This is a genomic window from Streptomyces sp. NBC_01426 (assembly GCF_036231985.1).
In the GTDB taxonomy this organism is placed as follows: domain Bacteria; phylum Actinomycetota; class Actinomycetes; order Streptomycetales; family Streptomycetaceae; genus Streptomyces.
On sequence record NZ_CP109500.1, the window covers coordinates 3,371,582 to 3,389,257 of the forward strand.

The 17,676-nt window shown below is 67.2% G+C and carries 13 protein-coding genes and 1 tRNA gene; 2 read left to right on the plus strand and 12 right to left on the minus strand.

Translation table 11 applies throughout. The features are described 5' to 3' along the window. Positions 1–140 precede the first annotated feature (140 nt). From OG906_RS14735 to OG906_RS14780, 10 genes are all read right to left on the minus strand, one after another. The gene (locus OG906_RS14735) at positions 141–4,040 is read right to left on the minus strand and encodes a DNA-directed RNA polymerase subunit beta' (RefSeq protein ID WP_053682628.1); all 3,900 of its coding nucleotides are present in this window, start codon (positions 4,038–4,040) and stop codon (positions 141–143) included. Between the two features lie 97 nt (positions 4,041–4,137). After that, positions 4,138–7,620, minus strand: coding sequence for a DNA-directed RNA polymerase subunit beta (gene rpoB / locus OG906_RS14740; protein ID WP_267796324.1), 3,483 nt, complete (start codon positions 7,618–7,620; stop codon positions 4,138–4,140). Positions 7,621–8,215: 595 nt separating this feature from the next. Further along, positions 8,216–8,599, minus strand: a complete 384-nt coding sequence (rplL, locus tag OG906_RS14745) for a 50S ribosomal protein L7/L12 (RefSeq protein ID WP_267796325.1) — start codon at positions 8,597–8,599, stop codon at positions 8,216–8,218. 110 nt (positions 8,600–8,709) lie between these two features. After that, positions 8,710–9,240: a 50S ribosomal protein L10 gene (gene rplJ, locus OG906_RS14750; RefSeq protein WP_008739730.1), complete on the minus strand. Its 531-nt coding sequence runs from the start codon at positions 9,238–9,240 to the stop codon at positions 8,710–8,712. Positions 9,241–9,526: 286 nt separating this feature from the next. Continuing rightward, a complete protein-coding gene (locus OG906_RS14755; protein WP_329443139.1) occupies positions 9,527–10,399 on the minus strand; it encodes an LppX_LprAFG lipoprotein in 873 nt (290 codons plus the stop codon). Positions 10,400–10,606: 207 nt separating this feature from the next. Continuing rightward, positions 10,607–11,335 (minus strand): 50S ribosomal protein L1, encoded by a 729-nt coding sequence (gene rplA, locus OG906_RS14760; protein ID WP_329443141.1) that lies wholly within the window; start codon positions 11,333–11,335, stop codon positions 10,607–10,609. 91 nt (positions 11,336–11,426) lie between these two features. After that, on the minus strand, positions 11,427–11,861 hold the full coding sequence (rplK, locus tag OG906_RS14765; protein WP_053682632.1) for a 50S ribosomal protein L11: 435 nt from the start codon (positions 11,859–11,861) through the stop codon (positions 11,427–11,429). 168 nt (positions 11,862–12,029) lie between these two features. Further along, on the minus strand, positions 12,030–12,944 hold the full coding sequence (gene nusG / locus OG906_RS14770; protein WP_267796328.1) for a transcription termination/antitermination protein NusG: 915 nt from the start codon (positions 12,942–12,944) through the stop codon (positions 12,030–12,032). A gap of 84 nt (positions 12,945–13,028) precedes the next feature. Beyond that, on the minus strand, positions 13,029–13,310 hold the full coding sequence (secE, locus tag OG906_RS14775; RefSeq protein WP_030298162.1) for a preprotein translocase subunit SecE: 282 nt from the start codon (positions 13,308–13,310) through the stop codon (positions 13,029–13,031). A gap of 105 nt (positions 13,311–13,415) precedes the next feature. Next, positions 13,416–13,488: transfer RNA gene (locus OG906_RS14780), tRNA-Trp, on the minus strand. A 204-nt stretch (positions 13,489–13,692) separates the two neighbouring features. Here OG906_RS14780 and OG906_RS14785 point away from each other — a divergent pair. Beyond that, positions 13,693–14,919, plus strand: coding sequence for a pyridoxal phosphate-dependent aminotransferase (locus OG906_RS14785; protein WP_267796329.1), 1,227 nt, complete (start codon positions 13,693–13,695; stop codon positions 14,917–14,919). A gap of 164 nt (positions 14,920–15,083) precedes the next feature. Then, on the plus strand, positions 15,084–16,103 hold the full coding sequence (locus OG906_RS14790; protein WP_329443144.1) for an adenosine deaminase: 1,020 nt from the start codon (positions 15,084–15,086) through the stop codon (positions 16,101–16,103). On the opposite strand, the gene OG906_RS14795 is transcribed toward OG906_RS14790, so the two are convergent. Both OG906_RS14795 and OG906_RS14800 read right to left on the minus strand, forming a co-directional pair. Next, on the minus strand, positions 16,093–16,509 hold the full coding sequence (locus tag OG906_RS14795) for a hypothetical protein (RefSeq protein WP_053682636.1): 417 nt from the start codon (positions 16,507–16,509) through the stop codon (positions 16,093–16,095). The two genes, OG906_RS14790 and OG906_RS14795, sit on opposite strands and share 11 nt — an antisense overlap. A 15-nt stretch (positions 16,510–16,524) precedes the next feature. Further along, positions 16,525–17,673, minus strand: coding sequence for a UDP-N-acetylmuramate dehydrogenase (locus OG906_RS14800; RefSeq protein ID WP_329443148.1), 1,149 nt, complete (start codon positions 17,671–17,673; stop codon positions 16,525–16,527). Between the last annotated feature and the right edge of the window lie 3 nt (positions 17,674–17,676).

A 17,676-nucleotide genomic window follows, 5' to 3' on the forward strand; every position in this document is an offset into this window, starting at 1 on the left:
ACCCCGGCGCCTCCCGGACTTCCGGGGGGCGCCGGCGTCGTACGGCCCCCCTGCGGCCCCCGGACGGGAAGCCCTTCCCCGGACACGAGGAAGCCCCCCGCCGCTCCTCTCGGAGCGACGGGGGGCTTCCTCGGTGACCTTTAGCCGTTGTACGGGCCGTAGTCGTAGTCCTCCAGCGGGACAGCCTGGCCGGAGCCGGTGCCGAAGGGCGAGTAGTCGATGTCGTCGTAGCCGACGGCCGAGTACATCGCGGCCTTGGCTTCCTCGGTGGGCTCGACCCGGATGTTGCGGTAGCGGGACAGACCCGTACCGGCCGGGATGAGCTTACCGATGATGACGTTCTCCTTGAGGCCGATCAGGGAGTCGGACTTGGCGTTGATCGCCGCGTCCGTCAGAACCCTGGTCGTCTCCTGGAAGGACGCCGCCGACAGCCACGACTCGGTGGCGAGCGAGGCCTTGGTGATACCCATCAGCTGCGGACGGCCGGAGGCGGGGTGACCGCCCTCGGTGACCACACGACGGTTCTCGGTCTCGAACTTCGACCGCTCGACCAGCTCGCCCGGCAGGAGCTCCGCGTCGCCGGACTCGATGATCGTCACGCGGCGGAGCATCTGCCGAATGATGATCTCGATGTGCTTGTCGTGGATCGACACGCCCTGCGAGTTGTAGACCTTCTGGACTTCGCCGACCAGGTGGACCTGGACCGCGCGCTGACCGAGGATGCGCAGCACGTCGTGCGGGTTGGTGGCACCCATGGTGAGCTTCTGGCCCACCTCGACGTGGTCGCCCTCGTGCACGATGACCTTGGCGCGCTTGGAGATCGGGAACGCCGTCTCCTCGCTGCCGTCGTCGGGCGTGATGACGATCTTCTTCGTCTTCTCGGTCTCCTCGATCCGCACGCGACCGGCGGCCTCGGAGATCGGGGCGACACCCTTCGGGGTACGGGCCTCGAAGAGCTCGACGACACGCGGCAGACCCTGCGTGATGTCGTCACCGGCCACACCACCGGTGTGGAAGGTACGCATCGTCAGCTGGGTACCGGGCTCACCGATGGACTGGGCGGCGATGATGCCGACCGCCTCACCGATGTCGACCAGCTTGCCGGTGGCGAGCGAGCGTCCGTAGCAGAAGGCACAGGTGCCGACCGCGGACTCACAGGTCAGGACCGAGCGGGTCTTGACCTCCTCGACGCCGTTCGCGATGAGGGCGTCGATGAGCACGTCACCGAGGTCCACGTTGGCCGGCGCGATGACCTTGCCGTCGATGACGACGTCCTCGGCCAGCATGCGGGCGTAGATGGAGGTCTCGACGTCGTCGGCCTTGCGCAGAACGCCGGCCTCGTCCTTGACACCGATCTTGAGCTTGAGGCCGCGCTCGGTGCCGCAGTCCTCCTCGCGGATGATGACGTCCTGCGAGACGTCCACCAGACGACGGGTGAGGTAACCCGAGTCGGCGGTACGCAGGGCGGTGTCCGCCAGACCCTTACGGGCACCGTGCGTGGAGATGAAGTACTCCAGAACGGTGAGGCCCTCACGGAAGGACGCCTTGATCGGACGCGGGATGGTCTCGTTCTTCGCGTTCGACACCAGACCACGCATACCGGCGATCTGTCGCATCTGCATCATGTTTCCTCGGGCACCCGAGTCAACCATCATGAAGATGGGGTTCGTCTTGGGGAAGTTCGCGTTCATCGCCTCGGCAACCTCGTTGGTCGCCTTGGTCCAGATCGCGATGAGCTCCTGCGTGCGCTCGTCCTTGGTGATCAGACCGCGCTCGTACTGCTTCTGGACCTTCTCGTCCATCGCCTCGTAGCCCGCGACGATGGCCTTCTTGGCCTCGGGCACGACGACGTCGGAGATGGCCACGGTGACGCCCGAACGGGTCGCCCAGTGGAAGCCGGCCGCCTTCAGGTTGTCGAGCGTCGCCGCCACGATGACCTTGGGGTAGCGCTCCGCCAGGTCGTTGACGATCTCGGAGAGCTGCTTCTTGCCCACCGAGTAGTCGACGAACGGGTAGTCCTCGGGCAGCAGCTCGTTGAAGAGCGCGCGACCCAGGGTCGTCTTCAGACGGAAGCTGTCGCCCGGCTGGAACTCCTGCTCGCCTTCCTCGGCGACCGGCGCCACCCAGCCGCGCGGCGGGATGGTGCCCACCGGGAAGCGGATGTCGACGGCCGACTGGAGGGCCAGCTCGCCGTTGTCGAACGCCATGGTCGCCTCGGCCGTGGAGCCGAACGCGCGGCCCTCGCCCTTGACGTCACGGAGCTCGCCGTCGGTGGTGAGGAAGAACAGACCCAGCACCATGTCCTGGGTCGGCATGGTGACGGGACGACCGTCGGCCGGCTTCAGGATGTTGTTCGAGGACAGCATCAGGATGCGGGCCTCGGCCTGCGCCTCTGCCGACAGCGGCAGGTGCACGGCCATCTGGTCACCGTCGAAGTCCGCGTTGAACGCGGTGCAGACGAGCGGGTGGATCTGGATGGCCTTGCCTTCGACCAGCTGGGGCTCGAAGGCCTGGATGCCGAGGCGGTGCAGCGTGGGCGCACGGTTCAGCAGAACCGGGTGCTCGGCGATGACCTCTTCGAGCACGTCGTAGACGACCGTGCGGCCGCGCTCGACCATGCGCTTCGCCGACTTGATGTTCTGCGCGTGGTTCAGGTCGACCAGGCGCTTCATCACGAACGGCTTGAAGAGCTCCAGCGCCATGGCCTTCGGCAGACCGCACTGGTGCAGCTTCAGCTGAGGACCGACGACGATCACGGAACGCGCGGAGTAGTCCACGCGCTTGCCGAGGAGGTTCTGACGGAATCGACCCTGCTTGCCCTTGAGCATGTCGCTCAGGGACTTCAGGGGACGGTTGCCGGGACCGGTGACCGGGCGACCACGACGACCATTGTCGAAGAGGGCGTCGACGGCCTCCTGGAGCATGCGCTTCTCGTTGTTCACGATGATCTCGGGGGCACCGAGGTCGAGAAGGCGCTTCAGGCGGTTGTTGCGGTTGATCACGCGACGGTACAGGTCGTTCAGGTCGGAGGTCGCGAAGCGGCCACCGTCCAGCTGCACCATCGGACGCAGGTCCGGCGGGATGACCGGCACGCAGTCCAGAACCATGCCCTTGGGCTTGTTGCTGGTCTGCAGGAACGCGGAGACGACCTTGAGGCGCTTGAGCGCACGGGTCTTCTTCTGGCCCTTGCCGGTACGGATGATCTCGCGGAGGCGCTCGGCCTCCTCCTCCAGGTCGAAGGACTCCAGGCGCTTCTGCAGCGCGGCGGCGCCCATGCAACCGTCGAAGTACGTGCCGAAGCGGTCACGCAGCTCGCGGTAGAGGAGCTCGTCGCCCTCCAGGTCCTGGACCTTGAGGTTCTTGAAGCGGGCCCACACCTCGTCGAGGCGGTCGATCTCGCGCTGGGCGCGGTCACGGAGCTGCTTCATCTCGCGCTCGGCACCTTCGCGCACCTTGCGGCGTACGTCGGCCTTCGCGCCCTCGGCCTCAAGCTCGGCCAGGTCGGTCTCGAGCTTCTTGGCACGGCCTTCGAGGTCCGCGTCACGGCGGTTCTCGATCTGCTGGCGCTCGACGGAGACGTGCGCCTCCAGCGACGGGAGGTCGCGGGTGCGACGCTCGTCGTCGACGAACGTGATCATGTACGCGGCGAAGTAGATGACCTTCTCGAGGTCCTTCGGCGCGAGGTCCAGCAGGTATCCGAGGCGCGACGGGACGCCCTTGAAGTACCAGATGTGGGTGACGGGAGCGGCAAGCTCGATGTGGCCCATCCGCTCACGACGCACCTTGGCGCGCGTGACCTCGACGCCGCAGCGCTCGCAGATGATGCCCTTGAATCGGACACGCTTGTACTTGCCGCAGTAGCACTCCCAGTCCCGGGTCGGACCGAAGATCTTCTCGCAGAAGAGTCCGTCCTTCTCGGGCTTGAGGGTGCGGTAGTTGATGGTCTCCGGCTTCTTGACCTCGCCGTGCGACCAGGTTCGGATGTCGTCCGCGGTGGCAAGGCCGATCCGCAGCTCGTCGAAGAAGTTGACGTCGAGCACTGTGCGTCAATCCCTCTTTCGGGGTCGAGTCTCAATCATGGTCTGAACGGTCCCGGGGATGACGGGGGGCTCTTGAGCGAGCCCCCCGTCAGGCCCGTCAGACCTCTTCGACGCTGCTCGGCTCGCGCCGGGACAGGTCGATACCGAGCTCCTCCGCCGCGCGGAAGACGTCCTCGTCGGTGTCGCGCATCTCGATGGACATGCCGTCCGAGGACAGCACCTCCACGTTGAGGCAGAGCGACTGCATTTCCTTGATGAGCACCTTGAAGGACTCGGGAATGCCCGGCTCGGGGATGTTCTCGCCCTTGACGATGGCCTCGTAGACCTTCACGCGGCCGGTGACGTCATCGGACTTGATGGTCAGCAGCTCCTGGAGGGCGTAAGCGGCGCCATAAGCCTCAAGCGCCCACACCTCCATCTCACCGAAGCGCTGGCCACCGAACTGCGCCTTACCACCCAGCGGCTGCTGCGTGATCATCGAGTACGGACCGGTCGACCGAGCGTGGAGCTTGTCGTCGACCAGGTGGTGGAGCTTGAGGATGTACATGTACCCGATGGAGACCGGGTCCGGGAACGGCTCGCCGGAGCGGCCGTCGAACAGACGCGCCTTGCCGGACGGGAGGACCAGACGGTCACCGTCGCGGTTCGGGATGGTGTGCTCGAAGAGGCCGGCGAGCTCGTCCTCGCGGGCACCGTCGAACACCGGGGTGGCGACGTTGGTACCGGGCTCGACGCGGTCGGCACCGATGACCTTCAGTCGCTCGGCCCAGTCCTCGGCGAGACCGGAGACGTCCCAACCGCGGCTGGCGAGCCAGCCGAGGTGGATCTCCAGGACCTGTCCCGGGTTCATTCGGGACGGGACACCCAGGGGGTTCAGGATGATGTCGACCGGCGTGCCGTCCTCAAGGAAGGGCATGTCCTCGATCGGAAGGATCTTGGAGATGACACCCTTGTTGCCGTGGCGGCCGGCGAGCTTGTCACCGTCGGTGATCTTGCGCTTCTGGGCGACGTAGACGCGGACCAGCTGGTTCACGCCCGGAGGAAGCTCGTCGCCCTCCTCGCGGTCGAAGACGCGGACACCGATGACCTTGCCGATCTCACCGTGAGGAACCTTGAGCGAGGTGTCACGCACCTCGCGGGCCTTCTCACCGAAGATCGCGCGGAGCAGACGCTCCTCCGGGGTCAGCTCGGTCTCACCCTTGGGCGTGACCTTGCCGACCAGGATGTCGCCGGCGACGACGTCCGCACCGATGCGGATGATGCCGCGCTCGTCGAGGTCGGCGAGGACCTCCTCGGAGACGTTCGGGATGTCCCGGGTGATCTCCTCGGGGCCCAGCTTGGTGTCACGGGCGTCGACCTCGTGCTCCTCAATGTGGATCGAGGAGAGGACGTCGTCCTGCACGAGGCGCTGCGACAGGATGATCGCGTCCTCGTAGTTGTGACCTTCCCAGGGCATGAACGCGACGAGCAGGTTCTTGCCGAGGGCCATTTCGCCCTCTTCGGTCGCGGGACCGTCGGCGAGGACCTGCGCCTCGATGATGCGGTCACCCTCGTTGACGATGACCTTCTGGTTGACCGAGGTGCCCTGGTTCGAGCGGGAGAACTTCGCGACGCGGTACGTGGTGTACGTGCCGTCGTCGTTGGCGACGGTGATGTAGTCGGCCGAGACCTCCTGGACGACACCGTCCTTCTCCGCGCGGATCGAGTCACCGGCGTCGACGGCGCAGCGGTACTCCATGCCGGTGCCGACGAGCGGCGCCTCCGCCTTGATGAGCGGAACGGCCTGGCGCATCATGTTCGCGCCCATGAGGGCACGGTTGGCGTCGTCGTGCTCCAGGAAGGGGATCATCGCGGTCGCGACGGACACCATCTGGCGCGGGGAGACGTCCATGTAGTCGACGTCGTCGCCGGCGATGTAGTCGATCTCGCCACCACGACGGCGAACCAGTACGCGGTTCTCCGTGAAGCGCATGTCGTCGGACAGGCCGGCGTTGGCCTGGGCGATGACGAAGCGGTCTTCCTCGTCCGCGGTCAGGTAGTCGACGTCGTCGGTGACGACACCTTCGATGACCTTGCGGTAGGGGGTCTCGACGAAACCGAACGCGTTGACGCGGCCGTAGGACGCGAGCGAGCCGATCAGACCGATGTTCGGGCCTTCGGGGGTCTCGATCGGGCACATGCGGCCGTAGTGCGACGGGTGCACGTCACGGACCTCGAAGCCGGCCCGCTCACGCGAGAGACCACCCGGACCGAGCGCCGACAGACGGCGCTTGTGGGTGAGACCCGACAGCGGGTTGTTCTGGTCCATGAACTGCGACAGCTGGCTGGTGCCGAAGAACTCCTTGATGGAGGCGACGACCGGCCGGATGTTGATCAGGGTCTGCGGCGTGATCGCCTCGACGTCCTGGGTCGTCATCCGCTCGCGGACGACGCGCTCCATACGAGCCAGACCCGTGCGGACCTGGTTCTGGATGAGCTCGCCGACGTTGCGCAGACGACGGTTGCCGAAGTGGTCGATGTCGTCGGTCTCGACGACGATCGAACGGCCGGACTCGCCGGTCGTCTCGGTCTCACCGGCGTGCAGCTTGACCAGGTACTTGATGGTCGCGATGACGTCGTCGGTGGTGAGCACGCCGGCGTCCAGCGGCTCGTCCGCGCCGAGCTTCTTGTTCACCTTGTAGCGGCCGACCTTGGCGAGGTCGTAGCGCTTCGGGTTGAAGTAGAGGTTCTCGAGCAGCGTCTGAGCGGCCTCGCGGGTCGGCGGTTCGCCCGGACGCAGCTTGCGGTAGATGTCGAGCAGCGCGTCGTCCTGGCCCTGGGTGTGGTCCTTCTCCAGGGTGGCGCGCATGGACTCGTACTCGCCGAACTCTTCGAGGATCTGCTCGGTGGTCCAGCCGAGAGCCTTCAGGAGGACGGTGACGGACTGCTTGCGCTTGCGGTCGATGCGGACACCGACCATGTCGCGCTTGTCGATCTCCATCTCCAGCCAGGCACCCCGGGACGGGATGATCTTGGCTGCGAAGATGTCCTTGTCGGACGTCTTGTCGATGGAGGAGTCGAAGTAGACACCAGGGGAACGGACCAGCTGCGACACGACGACACGCTCGGTGCCGTTGATGACGAACGTGCCCTTGTTGGTCATGAGCGGGAAATCGCCCATGAAGACCGTCTGAGACTTGATCTCTCCGGTCTCGTTGTTCGTGAACTCGGCGGTGACGAAAAGCGGCGCCGCGAACGTGAAGTCGCGGTCCTTGCACTCGTCGACCGAGTTCTTCGCCGGCTCGAAACGGTGGTCGCGGAACGTCAGCGACATCGACCCGGAGAAGTCCTCGATCGGCGAGATCTCCTCGAAGATCTCTTCCAGACCGGACTTGGTGGGAACGTCCTGTCCGCTCTCAAGCGCCGACTCGACGCGAGACTTCCAGGCGGCGTTGCCGAGCAGCCAGTCAAAGCTCTCGGTCTGCAGCGCCAGGAGGTTCGGAACCTCGAGGGGCTCCTTGATCTTTGCAAAGGAGATGCGCAGCGGGGCGGTGCTGGCACCGTTGTTCGTATTGGTCGAGGCGTTGCGCGAGGCGGCCAAGAGGGGGTCCTTCCGAGGGCTCGGACTCACTACGCGCGTACCGGTCCCAGCCGACACAGAAGACGGACGCCCCCGACTTGGCCGAAAGACCAGGTCAGGACGGATCAATCAAGTGTGCTCAAGCGTGGGCATGCCCCTGGCGACGGGCAGGGGGCAGCTAACAGGCAGCGCAAAGGGTCAGTGTAGCCACTCGGCTCACTGATGTCCAGACCAGGTTTCCGGAAACCGGCAACAGGCCTTCCCCGTGTCGTTTAAAAACCAACCCTGCATCCAACGCTGCGGCGCTCTCGTACACAGAGCGCGTATCAGTACTGCCCTCTTCGTAGTCGATCCATGCCTCGGATCGTCGATCCTCGCCTCGGATCACCGGAGCGAGCCGACCCATCTCACGACGGGTCTGAGAATTGCGCGCCACCGGCCGTTCGTCAAGGCCCCCTGCTCCGAGCGGATCATCTCCGGACCCTGCTTCGAGGCAACGAAGATCACCCTACTCCCCAACGAGACCAGGGCAAGTCAGGCACTCCGGGTACGCCAAAGGGCGACCACCCTTACGGGTGATCGCCCTTTGAAGAGGCTTCAGAGAGCCTCTGAGGTGTTACTTGACCTCGACAGCCGCGCCGGCAGCCTTGAGGGACTCGGCGGCCTTGTCAGCGGCCTCCTTGGCGACCTTCTCGAGGACCGGCTTCGGAGCGCCGTCCACGAGGTCCTTGGCCTCCTTCAGACCCAGGGAGGTCAGCTCGCGCACGACCTTGATGACCTGGATCTTCTTGTCGCCGGCGCCGGTGAGGATGACGTCGAACTCGTCCTGCTCCTCAGCAGCCTCGGCAACGGCGCCCGGGCCGGCCGGACCGGCAACGGCGACGGCCGCGGCGGCGGTGACGTCGAACTTCTCCTCGAAGGCCTTCACGAACTCGGAGAGCTCGATGAGGGTCATCTCCTCGAACTGGGCGAGGAGGTCGTCCTGAGAGAGCTTCGCCATGATGGGCGATCCTTCCACTAATTCGGCAGGTGCCGGATGTATATAGAGGCGGGCGTAACGGCCCGCTACGACCCACGCACTAGGCGGCGTGGATCAGTGCGCGAGCCGAATTACTCGGCACCGCCCTGCTCGGCGAGCTTGACGCGAAGCGCTTCCGCGGTGCGGACGAACTTCGACGGCAGCGCCTGGAAGAGCGAGGCAGCCTGAGACTGCTTGCCCTTGAACGCGCCGGCCAGCTTGCTGAGCAGAACCTCGCGGGACTCGAGGTCCGCAAGCTTCTTGATCTCATCGGCGGTGAGCGCCTTACCATCAAGGACACCCGCCTTGATGATGAGGTTCGGGTTGTCCTTGGCGAAGTCACGCAGGCTCTTCGCCGACTCCACCGGGTCACCGGTGATGAAGGCGACCGCGGTCGGACCAGCGAAGTGCTCGTCCAGCGCGGTGATCCCGGCCTGGTTGGCCGCAATCTTGGTCAGCGTGTTCTTCACCACGGCGTACTGGGCGTTCTCACCGAGCGAACGACGCAGCGTCTTGAGCTGCGCCACGGTGAGACCCCGGTACTCGGTCAGCACGGCGGCGTTCGAGCTCTGGAACGCGTCCTTGAGCTCGGCTACCGCGGCAGCCTTGTTGGGCGTCGGCATAGCGCTTCGGCCTCCTTCCGGGTGATGAGGACCGCTCAGAAGGGGCTGGACAACAAGAACGCCCCGGCGCAAGCGCACGGGGCGTAGCTCGACCGGATGAATCCGGGAGCTTTCCACGAACACCTGCGCAGGACGTCCGCATTCAGCGGATCCTTCGGCCACCGCACCCTTGCGAGTACGGCAACGACCAGCGGTCTTTGGCTTCCGGGGAAGCGTACGTGAACCAGACGCTGTCAAGCAAATCCGCTCGGGATCAGCCCGTACGACGGGTCCGGGAGGGGGCCGATCAGCCCTGCGCGCCGCTGTCCTTCATCATCTGGCCGAGGTCCATGACCTGGTCGGCCGGCGGGGCGGTGATCTCGACCGGCTTGTTGAAGTCGAGGAACTTGATGGTCATGTCCATCGGGCCCTTGGTTGCGGCGCCACGGGTGCGGACCTGCTTGGTGTGGTCCTGCTCGTCGATCCACATGTCCAGGGTCAGGCTCTTGATGCCCTCGTCCTCCAGCGCCTTGAGGGACTTCTCCTGGCGCTGCTTGTCCTCGGGCGTCGCCGTCGCCAGGGAGGCCCGCATCTTCTCCAGGGGGACGGTGCCGACGAGGTGCCGCGTCTTCACGCCGTCGATGGTCTCGTCGCCGAGGGACTTGAGGTCCTGGGCCTTGAGCAGCGCGTCGGCCTGGTCACTCGGGTTCTGGCCCGACTGCGAGGCCTGGCCGAGGTTCTCCATCTGCTTCGCGGTCTCGGGGTCCATCGCCTTGATGTCGAACTTCATCCACTTGCCGTCAGTGCCCATGTACATGGCGCCGTCCAGCATGCGGATCTCGACCGACTCGGCGCCGCCCGTGGCGCCGGGGGTCGCCATCTTCATGGCCATGGCCACGGTGGGCTTCATGCGCATCGAAGCCTCGCCGGAGACCTTCTCGCCCATGGCGGTCCCGGACATGGTGTAGCGAAGCGAGGTGATCTCCTCGGACTTCTTCTTCACCTTCTCCAGGTACGCGGCCGGCGTGACCTGGACGGCGGCCTTGGACGGCGCGGCGGCCGACGGGGCCGCCGGCTTGGCCGCTCCGTCCTTCTTCCCGTCCTCACACGCCGTGGCCCCACCCACGAGCAGGACGGCGGCCAGAACGGCGCCGGCGGTCTTGTTGCGGTGTACGCGCATGGAGTCCCCACCCCTGATGTGATCGTTTGTTTGATTTCGACCTTACGCGGCGTGATCCGGCTCGTCGTGTGCATTTCGCGCGTTCCGCGCCGGTGTGGCGCGCCCCACAGAAGGGCGGGGAAAGCGAACGGGCCCCTCGGCTCCCGTGAGGGAGCCGAGGGGCCCGTTCTGCCGTTCAGCGAGCCCGAGGGCTCAGAGCCGTGAGGCTCAGACCGAGGCCGGGTCTTCCTCGACGAGGAGGTTCCGGGTGCGGTTCGAGTCCAGCTGGATGCCGGGACCCATCGTGGTGCTCAGGGCGGCCTTCTTGATGTAACGGCCCTTCGCGGCGGACGGCTTCAGACGAAGGATCTCGTCCAGGGCCGCGCCGTAGTTCTCGACGAGCTGCTCATCGGAGAAGGAGACCTTGCCGATGATGAAGTGCAGGTTCGAGTGCTTGTCGACGCGGAACTCGATCTTGCCACCCTTGATCTCGGTGACAGCCTTGGCGACGTCCATCGTGACGGTGCCGGTCTTCGGGTTCGGCATGAGGCCACGGGGACCGAGCACGCGGCCGAGGCGGCCGACCTTGCCCATGAGGTCCGGGGTGGCGACAACGGCGTCGAACTCGTTGAGGCGGTTGCCCTTGGCGATCTCGTTGATCAGCTCGTCGTCGCCGACGATGTCGGCGCCGGCGGCTTCCGCGGCCGCAGCACGGTCACCGGTCGCGAAGACCAGGACCCGGGCGGTCTTGCCGGTGCCGTGCGGGAGGTTCACGGTGCCGCGGACCATCTGGTCGGCCTTGCGCGGGTCTACACCCAGGCGGAAGGCGACCTCGACGGTGCTGTCGAACTTGGTGGCGGAGGTCTCCTTGGCGAGACGGACGGCCTCGAGCGGGGCGTACTGCTTCTCCCGGTCGACCTTGGCGTCCGCAGCGCGGAGAGTCTTGCTGCGCTTCACTTCTGCTCCTGTGTTGTGACTTCAGGCGTGGAGTCGTGGTGCGGACCAGCGCTTGGCCCTACCACTGGTGTTGCTGGGCGGTGTGGCTGAATCAGCCTTCGACCGTGATGCCCATCGAACGCGCGGTGCCGGCGATGATCTTCTCGGCCGCGTCGATGTCGTTGGCGTTCAGGTCAGGCATCTTGAGCGTGGCGATCTCGCGGACCTGGTCACGCGTGAGCTTCGCGACCTTGGTCTTGTGCGGCTCGCCGGAGCCCTTCTCCACGCCCGCGCTCTTCAGGATGAGGCGCGCGGCCGGCGGAGTCTTGGTGATGAAGGTGAAGGAACGGTCGTCGTAGACCGTGATCTCCACCGGCACGACCATGCCACGCTGCGACTCGGTCGCGGCGTTGTAGGCCTTGCAGAACTCCATGATGTTGACGCCGTGCTGACCGAGCGCGGGGCCGACCGGCGGAGCCGGGTTGGCCGCACCGGCCTTGATCTGGAGCTTGATAAGCCCCGTGATCTTCTTCTTCTTGGGAGGCATTGCTCTCTCCGGGTCCTAGTGAGAGTTTTCGCCTTCATCCGGTCATCCGGATGGAGGCATACCGCACCACGATAACGGGTATCGGTGCGAGGCTAAAAACCGAGCAGGTCAGACCACCCTTTTCGGGGCGATCTGACCTGTTCGAAGCAGTTGCTCAGAGGAACGTGATCAGTTCTTCTGGATCTGGTCGAAGCTGAGCTCGACCGGGGTCTCGCGACCGAAGATCTCGACGAGACCCTTGACCTTCTTCGAGTCCGGGTTGATCTCGTTGATCGTCGCCTGCAGCGTCGCGAACGGGCCGTCGGTGACGGTGACCGAGTCGCCGACCTCGAAGTCCAGGACCTCGATGGTGCGCTTGACGGCCGGCGCGGGCAGACCCGCGGCCTCGGCGGCGGCCTTGTCGGCCTTCTCCTTGGCCTCCGGCGCGAGCATCTTGAGGATCTCGTCCAGGGTCAGCGGGTACGGGTCGTAGGCGTTGCCCACGAAGCCGGTGACACCGGGGGTGTTGCGGACGACGCCCCAGGACTCGTTCGTCAGATCCATGCGGACGAGAACGTAACCGGGCAGCTTGTTCTGCCGGACGTTCTTGCGCTCGCCGTTCTTGATCTGGACGATCTCTTCCTCGGGCACCTCGGCCTGGTAGATGAACTCCTCGACGTTCAGCGAGACGGCGCGCTGCTCCAGGTTCGCCTTCACGCGCTTCTCGTAGCCCGCGTAGGTGTGGATCACGTACCACTCACCCGGCAGGGAGCGCAGCTCCTGGCGCAGGGCCTCGGTGGGGTCGACCGGCTCGGCGGGCTCGACCTCGGCGGCCTCTTCGGCAGCCTCGTCGTCCTCGGCCTCTTCGGCGTCCTCGTCGGTCTCGACGTCGTCGGTGGCCTCTTCGGCCTCCGCGTCGTCCTCGGCCTGCGCGTCAACCTCGTCCTCGACGTGCAGCGCGGCCTCTTCGGCGGCGGCACCCGCCTCGGCGTCGGCGAGCTCGGCTTCGTCGGGGTCCACGGCGTCTGCAGCCTCGACGATGTCGAGCTCGTCCTCGACGGACTCGACGGAGTCGGGGCTCACGTTCAGGTTCGGGTCAGACACGGTGGCTGCTTCTTCCTGGATACAAAAGGTGGTCGAACATGCGAAAACGGGCGGCACCCATCAAGGCGCCGCCCTCCGCGGGGATCAGCCGAAGACGAACTTGATGGCTTCCTGGAACCCATAGTCAATCACGGTCACCAGACCGATCATGATGACGACGAAGACAATCACCACGGTGGTGTACGTCGTGAGTTGGTTGCGGGTCGGCCATACAACCTTGCGGAGTTCCGCGACAATCTGGCGGTAGAACAGCGCGAGCCGGCCCAGAGGGCCCTTCTTGCCGCGCTTGCCGCCCTTGCGGGCCTTCTTCTCGCGAGTGTCGTCCTCGGCGTCAGGCATGTCGATGGAGCCCAGGGCGTCCGTCACGTCTCTCACCTGAATCCGGGTCGTGGCCGTAGCCGCGCCCGGTTGCGCCGCACGGCGTTGCATCGAAGTACGTACCTGCGCACACATCCGAGAAGGAGTGTGGAGCAGGGCCGGAGGGACTCGAACCCCCAACCGCTGGTTTTGGAGACCAGTGCTCTACCAATTGAGCTACGACCCTTTGCGTTCCCCAACCTACCGCATCCGAGCGAGTGCACGGAGTGCGCACGCTTTGGAGCTGTCGGCGAGGTCCAACGACAGGTGAGCATACGTGCTCCCGGCCCTGACGTCGAACAGAAGCCGCCGGGAACGGCGTCCGGATCTCGTTCGTCCGGTACCTGAAACGGTGTGCGGGGCTTCCGGACCGTCTGGGACGATTGGACCCATGACCTCTGCAACGCCTTCCTCCGAGCGCCGGGTGTCCGCCCGTATCGGCGCCATTTCCGAGTCCGCCACCCTCGCCGTGGACGCCAAGGCCAAGGCCCTCAAGGCCGCCGGGCGCCCGGTGATCGGCTTCGGCGCGGGCGAGCCCGACTTCCCGACGCCGGACTACATCGTCGAGGCGGCCGTCGAGGCCTGCCGCAACCCGAAGAACCACCGCTACACGCCGGCCGGCGGTCTGCCCGAGCTGAAGGCCGCGATCGCCGCGAAGACGTTGCGCGACTCCGGCTACGAGGTCGACGCCTCCCAGATCCTGGTGACCAACGGCGGCAAGCAGGCCATCTACGAGGCGTTCGCGGCCATCCTCGACCCGGGCGACGAGGTCATCGTCCCGGCTCCGTACTGGACCACCTACCCGGAGTCGATCCGCCTCGCGGGCGGCGTCCCGGTCGAGGTCGTCGCCGACGAGACCTCCGGTTACCGGGTCTCGGTCGAGCAGTTGGAGGCCGCGCGCACCGAGCGCACCAAGGTCGTCCTCTTCGTCTCCCCCTCCAACCCGACGGGCGCCGTCTACTCCGAGGCCGACGCCGAGGCGATCGGCCGTTGGGCCGCCGACAAGGGCCTGTGGGTCCTGACGGACGAGATCTACGAGCACCTGGTCTACGGCGACGCGAAGTTCGTCTCGCTCCCGGCGATCGTTCCCGAGCTGGCCGACAAGTGCATCATCGTGAACGGCGTCGCCAAGACGTACGCGATGACGGGCTGGCGCGTGGGCTGGATCATCGGCCCCAAGGACGTCGTGAAGGCCGCGACCAACCTCCAGTCCCACGCCACCTCCAACGTCTCCAACGTGGCGCAGGTCGCGGCGCTGGCCGCCGTGTCCGGCAACCTGGACGCGGTCCACGAGATGCGCGTCGCCTTCGACCGCCGCCGCCAGACGATCGTGCGGATGCTGAACGAGATCGACGGCGTGTTCTGCCCGACGCCCGAGGGTGCCTTCTACGTGTACCCGTCGGTCAAGGACGTGCTCGGCAAGGAGATCCGCGGCAAGCGCCCGCAGACCTCCGTCGAGCTGGCCGCGCTGATCCTCGACGAGGCCGAGGTCGCGGTCGTCCCGGGCGAGGCCTTCGGCACCCCGGGTTACCTCCGTCTCTCGTACGCGCTGGGCGACGAGGACCTGGTGGAGGGCGTGTCCCGGATCCAGAAGCTGCTGGCGGAGGCCAAGGCCTAGTCCTGCGGGGCTTTCCGAGCGGTTCACGAGCGGCGGTTCCCCGGCCCGGGGGGCCGCCGCTCGTGCGTCCGCGGGGTCCGGCGGGAGTCGCTCACCCGTTCGAGCAAGACCCCGATGGGTAAAACGCCCTCCCGCTCGGCGCGCGAGTACGGCAGGATCACCGGATGGAGCACGTACGCGATCTCACGCTTCTGCCGAAAGCCCACCTCCACCTGCACTTCACCGGATCGATGCGCCCGTCGACCCTGCTGGAGCTCGCCGACAAGTACGGCGTGCGCCTGCCCGAGGCGCTGACCGGGGGCGAACCGCCCAAGCTGTGGGCCACCGACGAGCGGGGCTGGTTCCGCTTCCAGCGGCTCTACGACACCGCCCGGTCCTGTCTGCGCGAGCCCGACGACATCCGCAGGCTGGTGCGCGAGGCCGCCGAGGAGGACGTGCGGGACGGCAGCGGTTGGCTGGAGATCCAGGTGGATCCCACTTCCTACGCCCCGCTCCTCGGCGGGATGATCCCGGCCGTGGAGATCATCCTCGATGCCGTGGACGCGGCCTCCCGGGAGACCGGCCTGGGGATGCGGGTGATCATCGCGGCGAACCGCATGAAGCATCCCCTCGACGCCCGCACGCTGGCCCGGCTCGCCGTCCGGTACGCCGACCGCGGCATCGTCGGCTTCGGTCTCTCCAACGACGAACGCCGCGGGATGGCCCGTGACTTCGACCGGGCCTTCGCCATCGCCCGCGAGGGGGGCCTGTTGGCAGCCCCGCACGGCGGGGAGCTGACCGGCCCGGCCTCGGTACGGGACTGCCTGGACGACCTGGACGCCTCCCGCATCGGGCACGGCGTGCGGGCGGCCGAGGATCCGCGGCTGCTGAAGCGGCTCGCGGACCGGCAGGTCACCTGTGAGGTCTGCCCGGCGTCCAACGTGGCCCTGGGCGTCTACGAGCGCCCCGAGGACGTGCCGTTGCGCACGCTCTTCGAGGCGGGGGTGCCGATGGCGCTGGGCGCGGACGACCCGCTCCTGTTCGGGTCCCGGCTGGCGGCCCAGTACGAGATCGCGCGCCGCCACCACGGTTTCACGGACGCGGAGTTGGCGGAGTTGGCCCGGCAGTCGGTGCGCGGTTCGGCCGCGCCGGAGGACGTCCAGGGGAAGCTGCTGGCGGGGATCGACCACTGGCTCACCGGGTGAGCCGCAGGTCTCCCTCGTAGCAGTCGGCCCGGACCCGGTCGCCGTCGACGAAGCCGATCTCCAGGTGGGTGCGCCCGGTCTCGGGGACGGCGTACTCGGCCACGGTGGCGACGGTCTCGCCGAGGTGGCGCAGGAAGGGGTGGTCGCCGAGGTCCTCGCCGACCTCGATGCGGCCCCACTCCCCCATGTCGTAGGGCGCGTGCGGGGACTCCGACTCGACGATGAGGCACTGGTCGGACCCGGTGGTGATGCGGGTGGACTCGCCCTCGTTGTCGATGAGCCACACGTCGAGCGGCGCCTCGGAGCGTTCGCCCTCGTAGACGTGCCAGGACGCGACGACGCTGCTGATCGTGCGTCCCACCAGCCGGGTGGGGTCCGTGCCGGCACCGTGCAGGGGGCATTGCATGGCGGCCGGGACTCCTCAGATGCTGACGCCGACCGTCACCGGTTCGTTGACCAGGGTGACGCCGAAGGCCGCGTGGACGCCCGCGACGACCTCGCGGGCCAGGGCGAGGAGGTCCTCGGTGGTGGCCTCGCCGCGGTTGGTGAGGGCGAGGGTGTGTTTGGTGGAGATCCGGGCGGGGCCGGTGCCGTAGCCCTTGGTGAAGCCGGCCTTGTCGATCAGCCAGGCCGCGCTGGTCTTCGTCCGGCCGTCGCCCGCGGGGTAGGCGGGCGGGGCGGTCTCGGCGCCGAGGCGGTCCTGGACCCGGGCGAGGAAGGCGGCGTAGGCCTCGTCGCTCAGGATCGGGTTGTGGAAGAACGAGCCGGCCGACCAGGTGTCGTGGTCGGCGGGGTCGAGGACCATGCCCTTGCCGGCGCGCAGGCGCAGCACGGTCTCGCGGGCGGTGGCGGCGGGGACGCGGTCGCCGGCCTCGACGCCGAGGGCGCGGGCGGTCTCGGGGTACTTGATCGGCGCGGACAGGCCGCCGGCGTCTTCGAGGGCGAAGCGCACGCGCAGGACCACGTAGCGGTCGGGCTGGTCCTTGAAGGTGCTGTTGCGGTAGCGGAAGCCGCACGCGTCGGCGGGGAGGGTGACCGTTTCGCCGGTGGTGCGGTCGTAGGCGACGACCTCGGTGATGGTGTCGCAGACCTCCTGGCCGTACGCCCCGACGTTCTGGATGGGCGTGGCGCCGGCGGAGCCGGGGATGCCGGCGAGGCACTCGATGCCGGCGAGGCCGGCGTCGACGGTGCGGGCGACGGCGTCGCTCCAGTTCTCGCCGGCGGCGAGCTCCAGGCGCGTGCCGTCGAGGGTGAACCCGGTGGTGGCGATGCGCAGGGCGGTGCCGGCGAATCCCCGGTCACCGATGACCAGGTTGCTGCCGCCGCCGATGATCAGCAGCGGGGTGCCGGTCTCGTCCGCGGCGCGGACGGCGGCGATCACCTCGGCGTCGGTGGTCGCGGTGACCAGCCGGGCCGCGGGGCCGCCGAGGCGGAAGGTGGTCAGCGGGGCGAGGGGGGCGTCGTGGAGTTCCTGCACGGGGACAAGAGTACGGTCCGTCCCCCTCGCATCCCTGCGGGGCCACGGACCGTACCGGTTCTTCCCCCGTGTCGGCGGGGCGCCCGCCGACACGGG

What these genes read in the sequence shown, in the direction of transcription:
- OG906_RS14785 (WP_267796329.1), top strand. Translation starts at nt 13,693, where the DNA reads ATGACCTCTGCAACGCCTTCCTCCGAGCGCCGGGTGTCCGCCCGTATC.
- OG906_RS14795 (WP_053682636.1), bottom strand. Translation starts at nt 16,509, where the DNA reads ATGCAATGCCCCCTGCACGGTGCCGGCACGGACCCCACCCGGCTGGTG.
- rplJ (WP_008739730.1), bottom strand. Translation starts at nt 9,240, where the DNA reads ATGCCGACGCCCAACAAGGCTGCCGCGGTAGCCGAGCTCAAGGACGCG.
- OG906_RS14790 (WP_329443144.1), top strand. Translation starts at nt 15,084, where the DNA reads ATGGAGCACGTACGCGATCTCACGCTTCTGCCGAAAGCCCACCTCCAC.
- rplK (WP_053682632.1), bottom strand. Translation starts at nt 11,861, where the DNA reads ATGCCTCCCAAGAAGAAGAAGATCACGGGGCTTATCAAGCTCCAGATC.
- rplL (WP_267796325.1), bottom strand. Translation starts at nt 8,599, where the DNA reads ATGGCGAAGCTCTCTCAGGACGACCTCCTCGCCCAGTTCGAGGAGATG.
- OG906_RS14755 (WP_329443139.1), bottom strand. Translation starts at nt 10,399, where the DNA reads ATGCGCGTACACCGCAACAAGACCGCCGGCGCCGTTCTGGCCGCCGTC.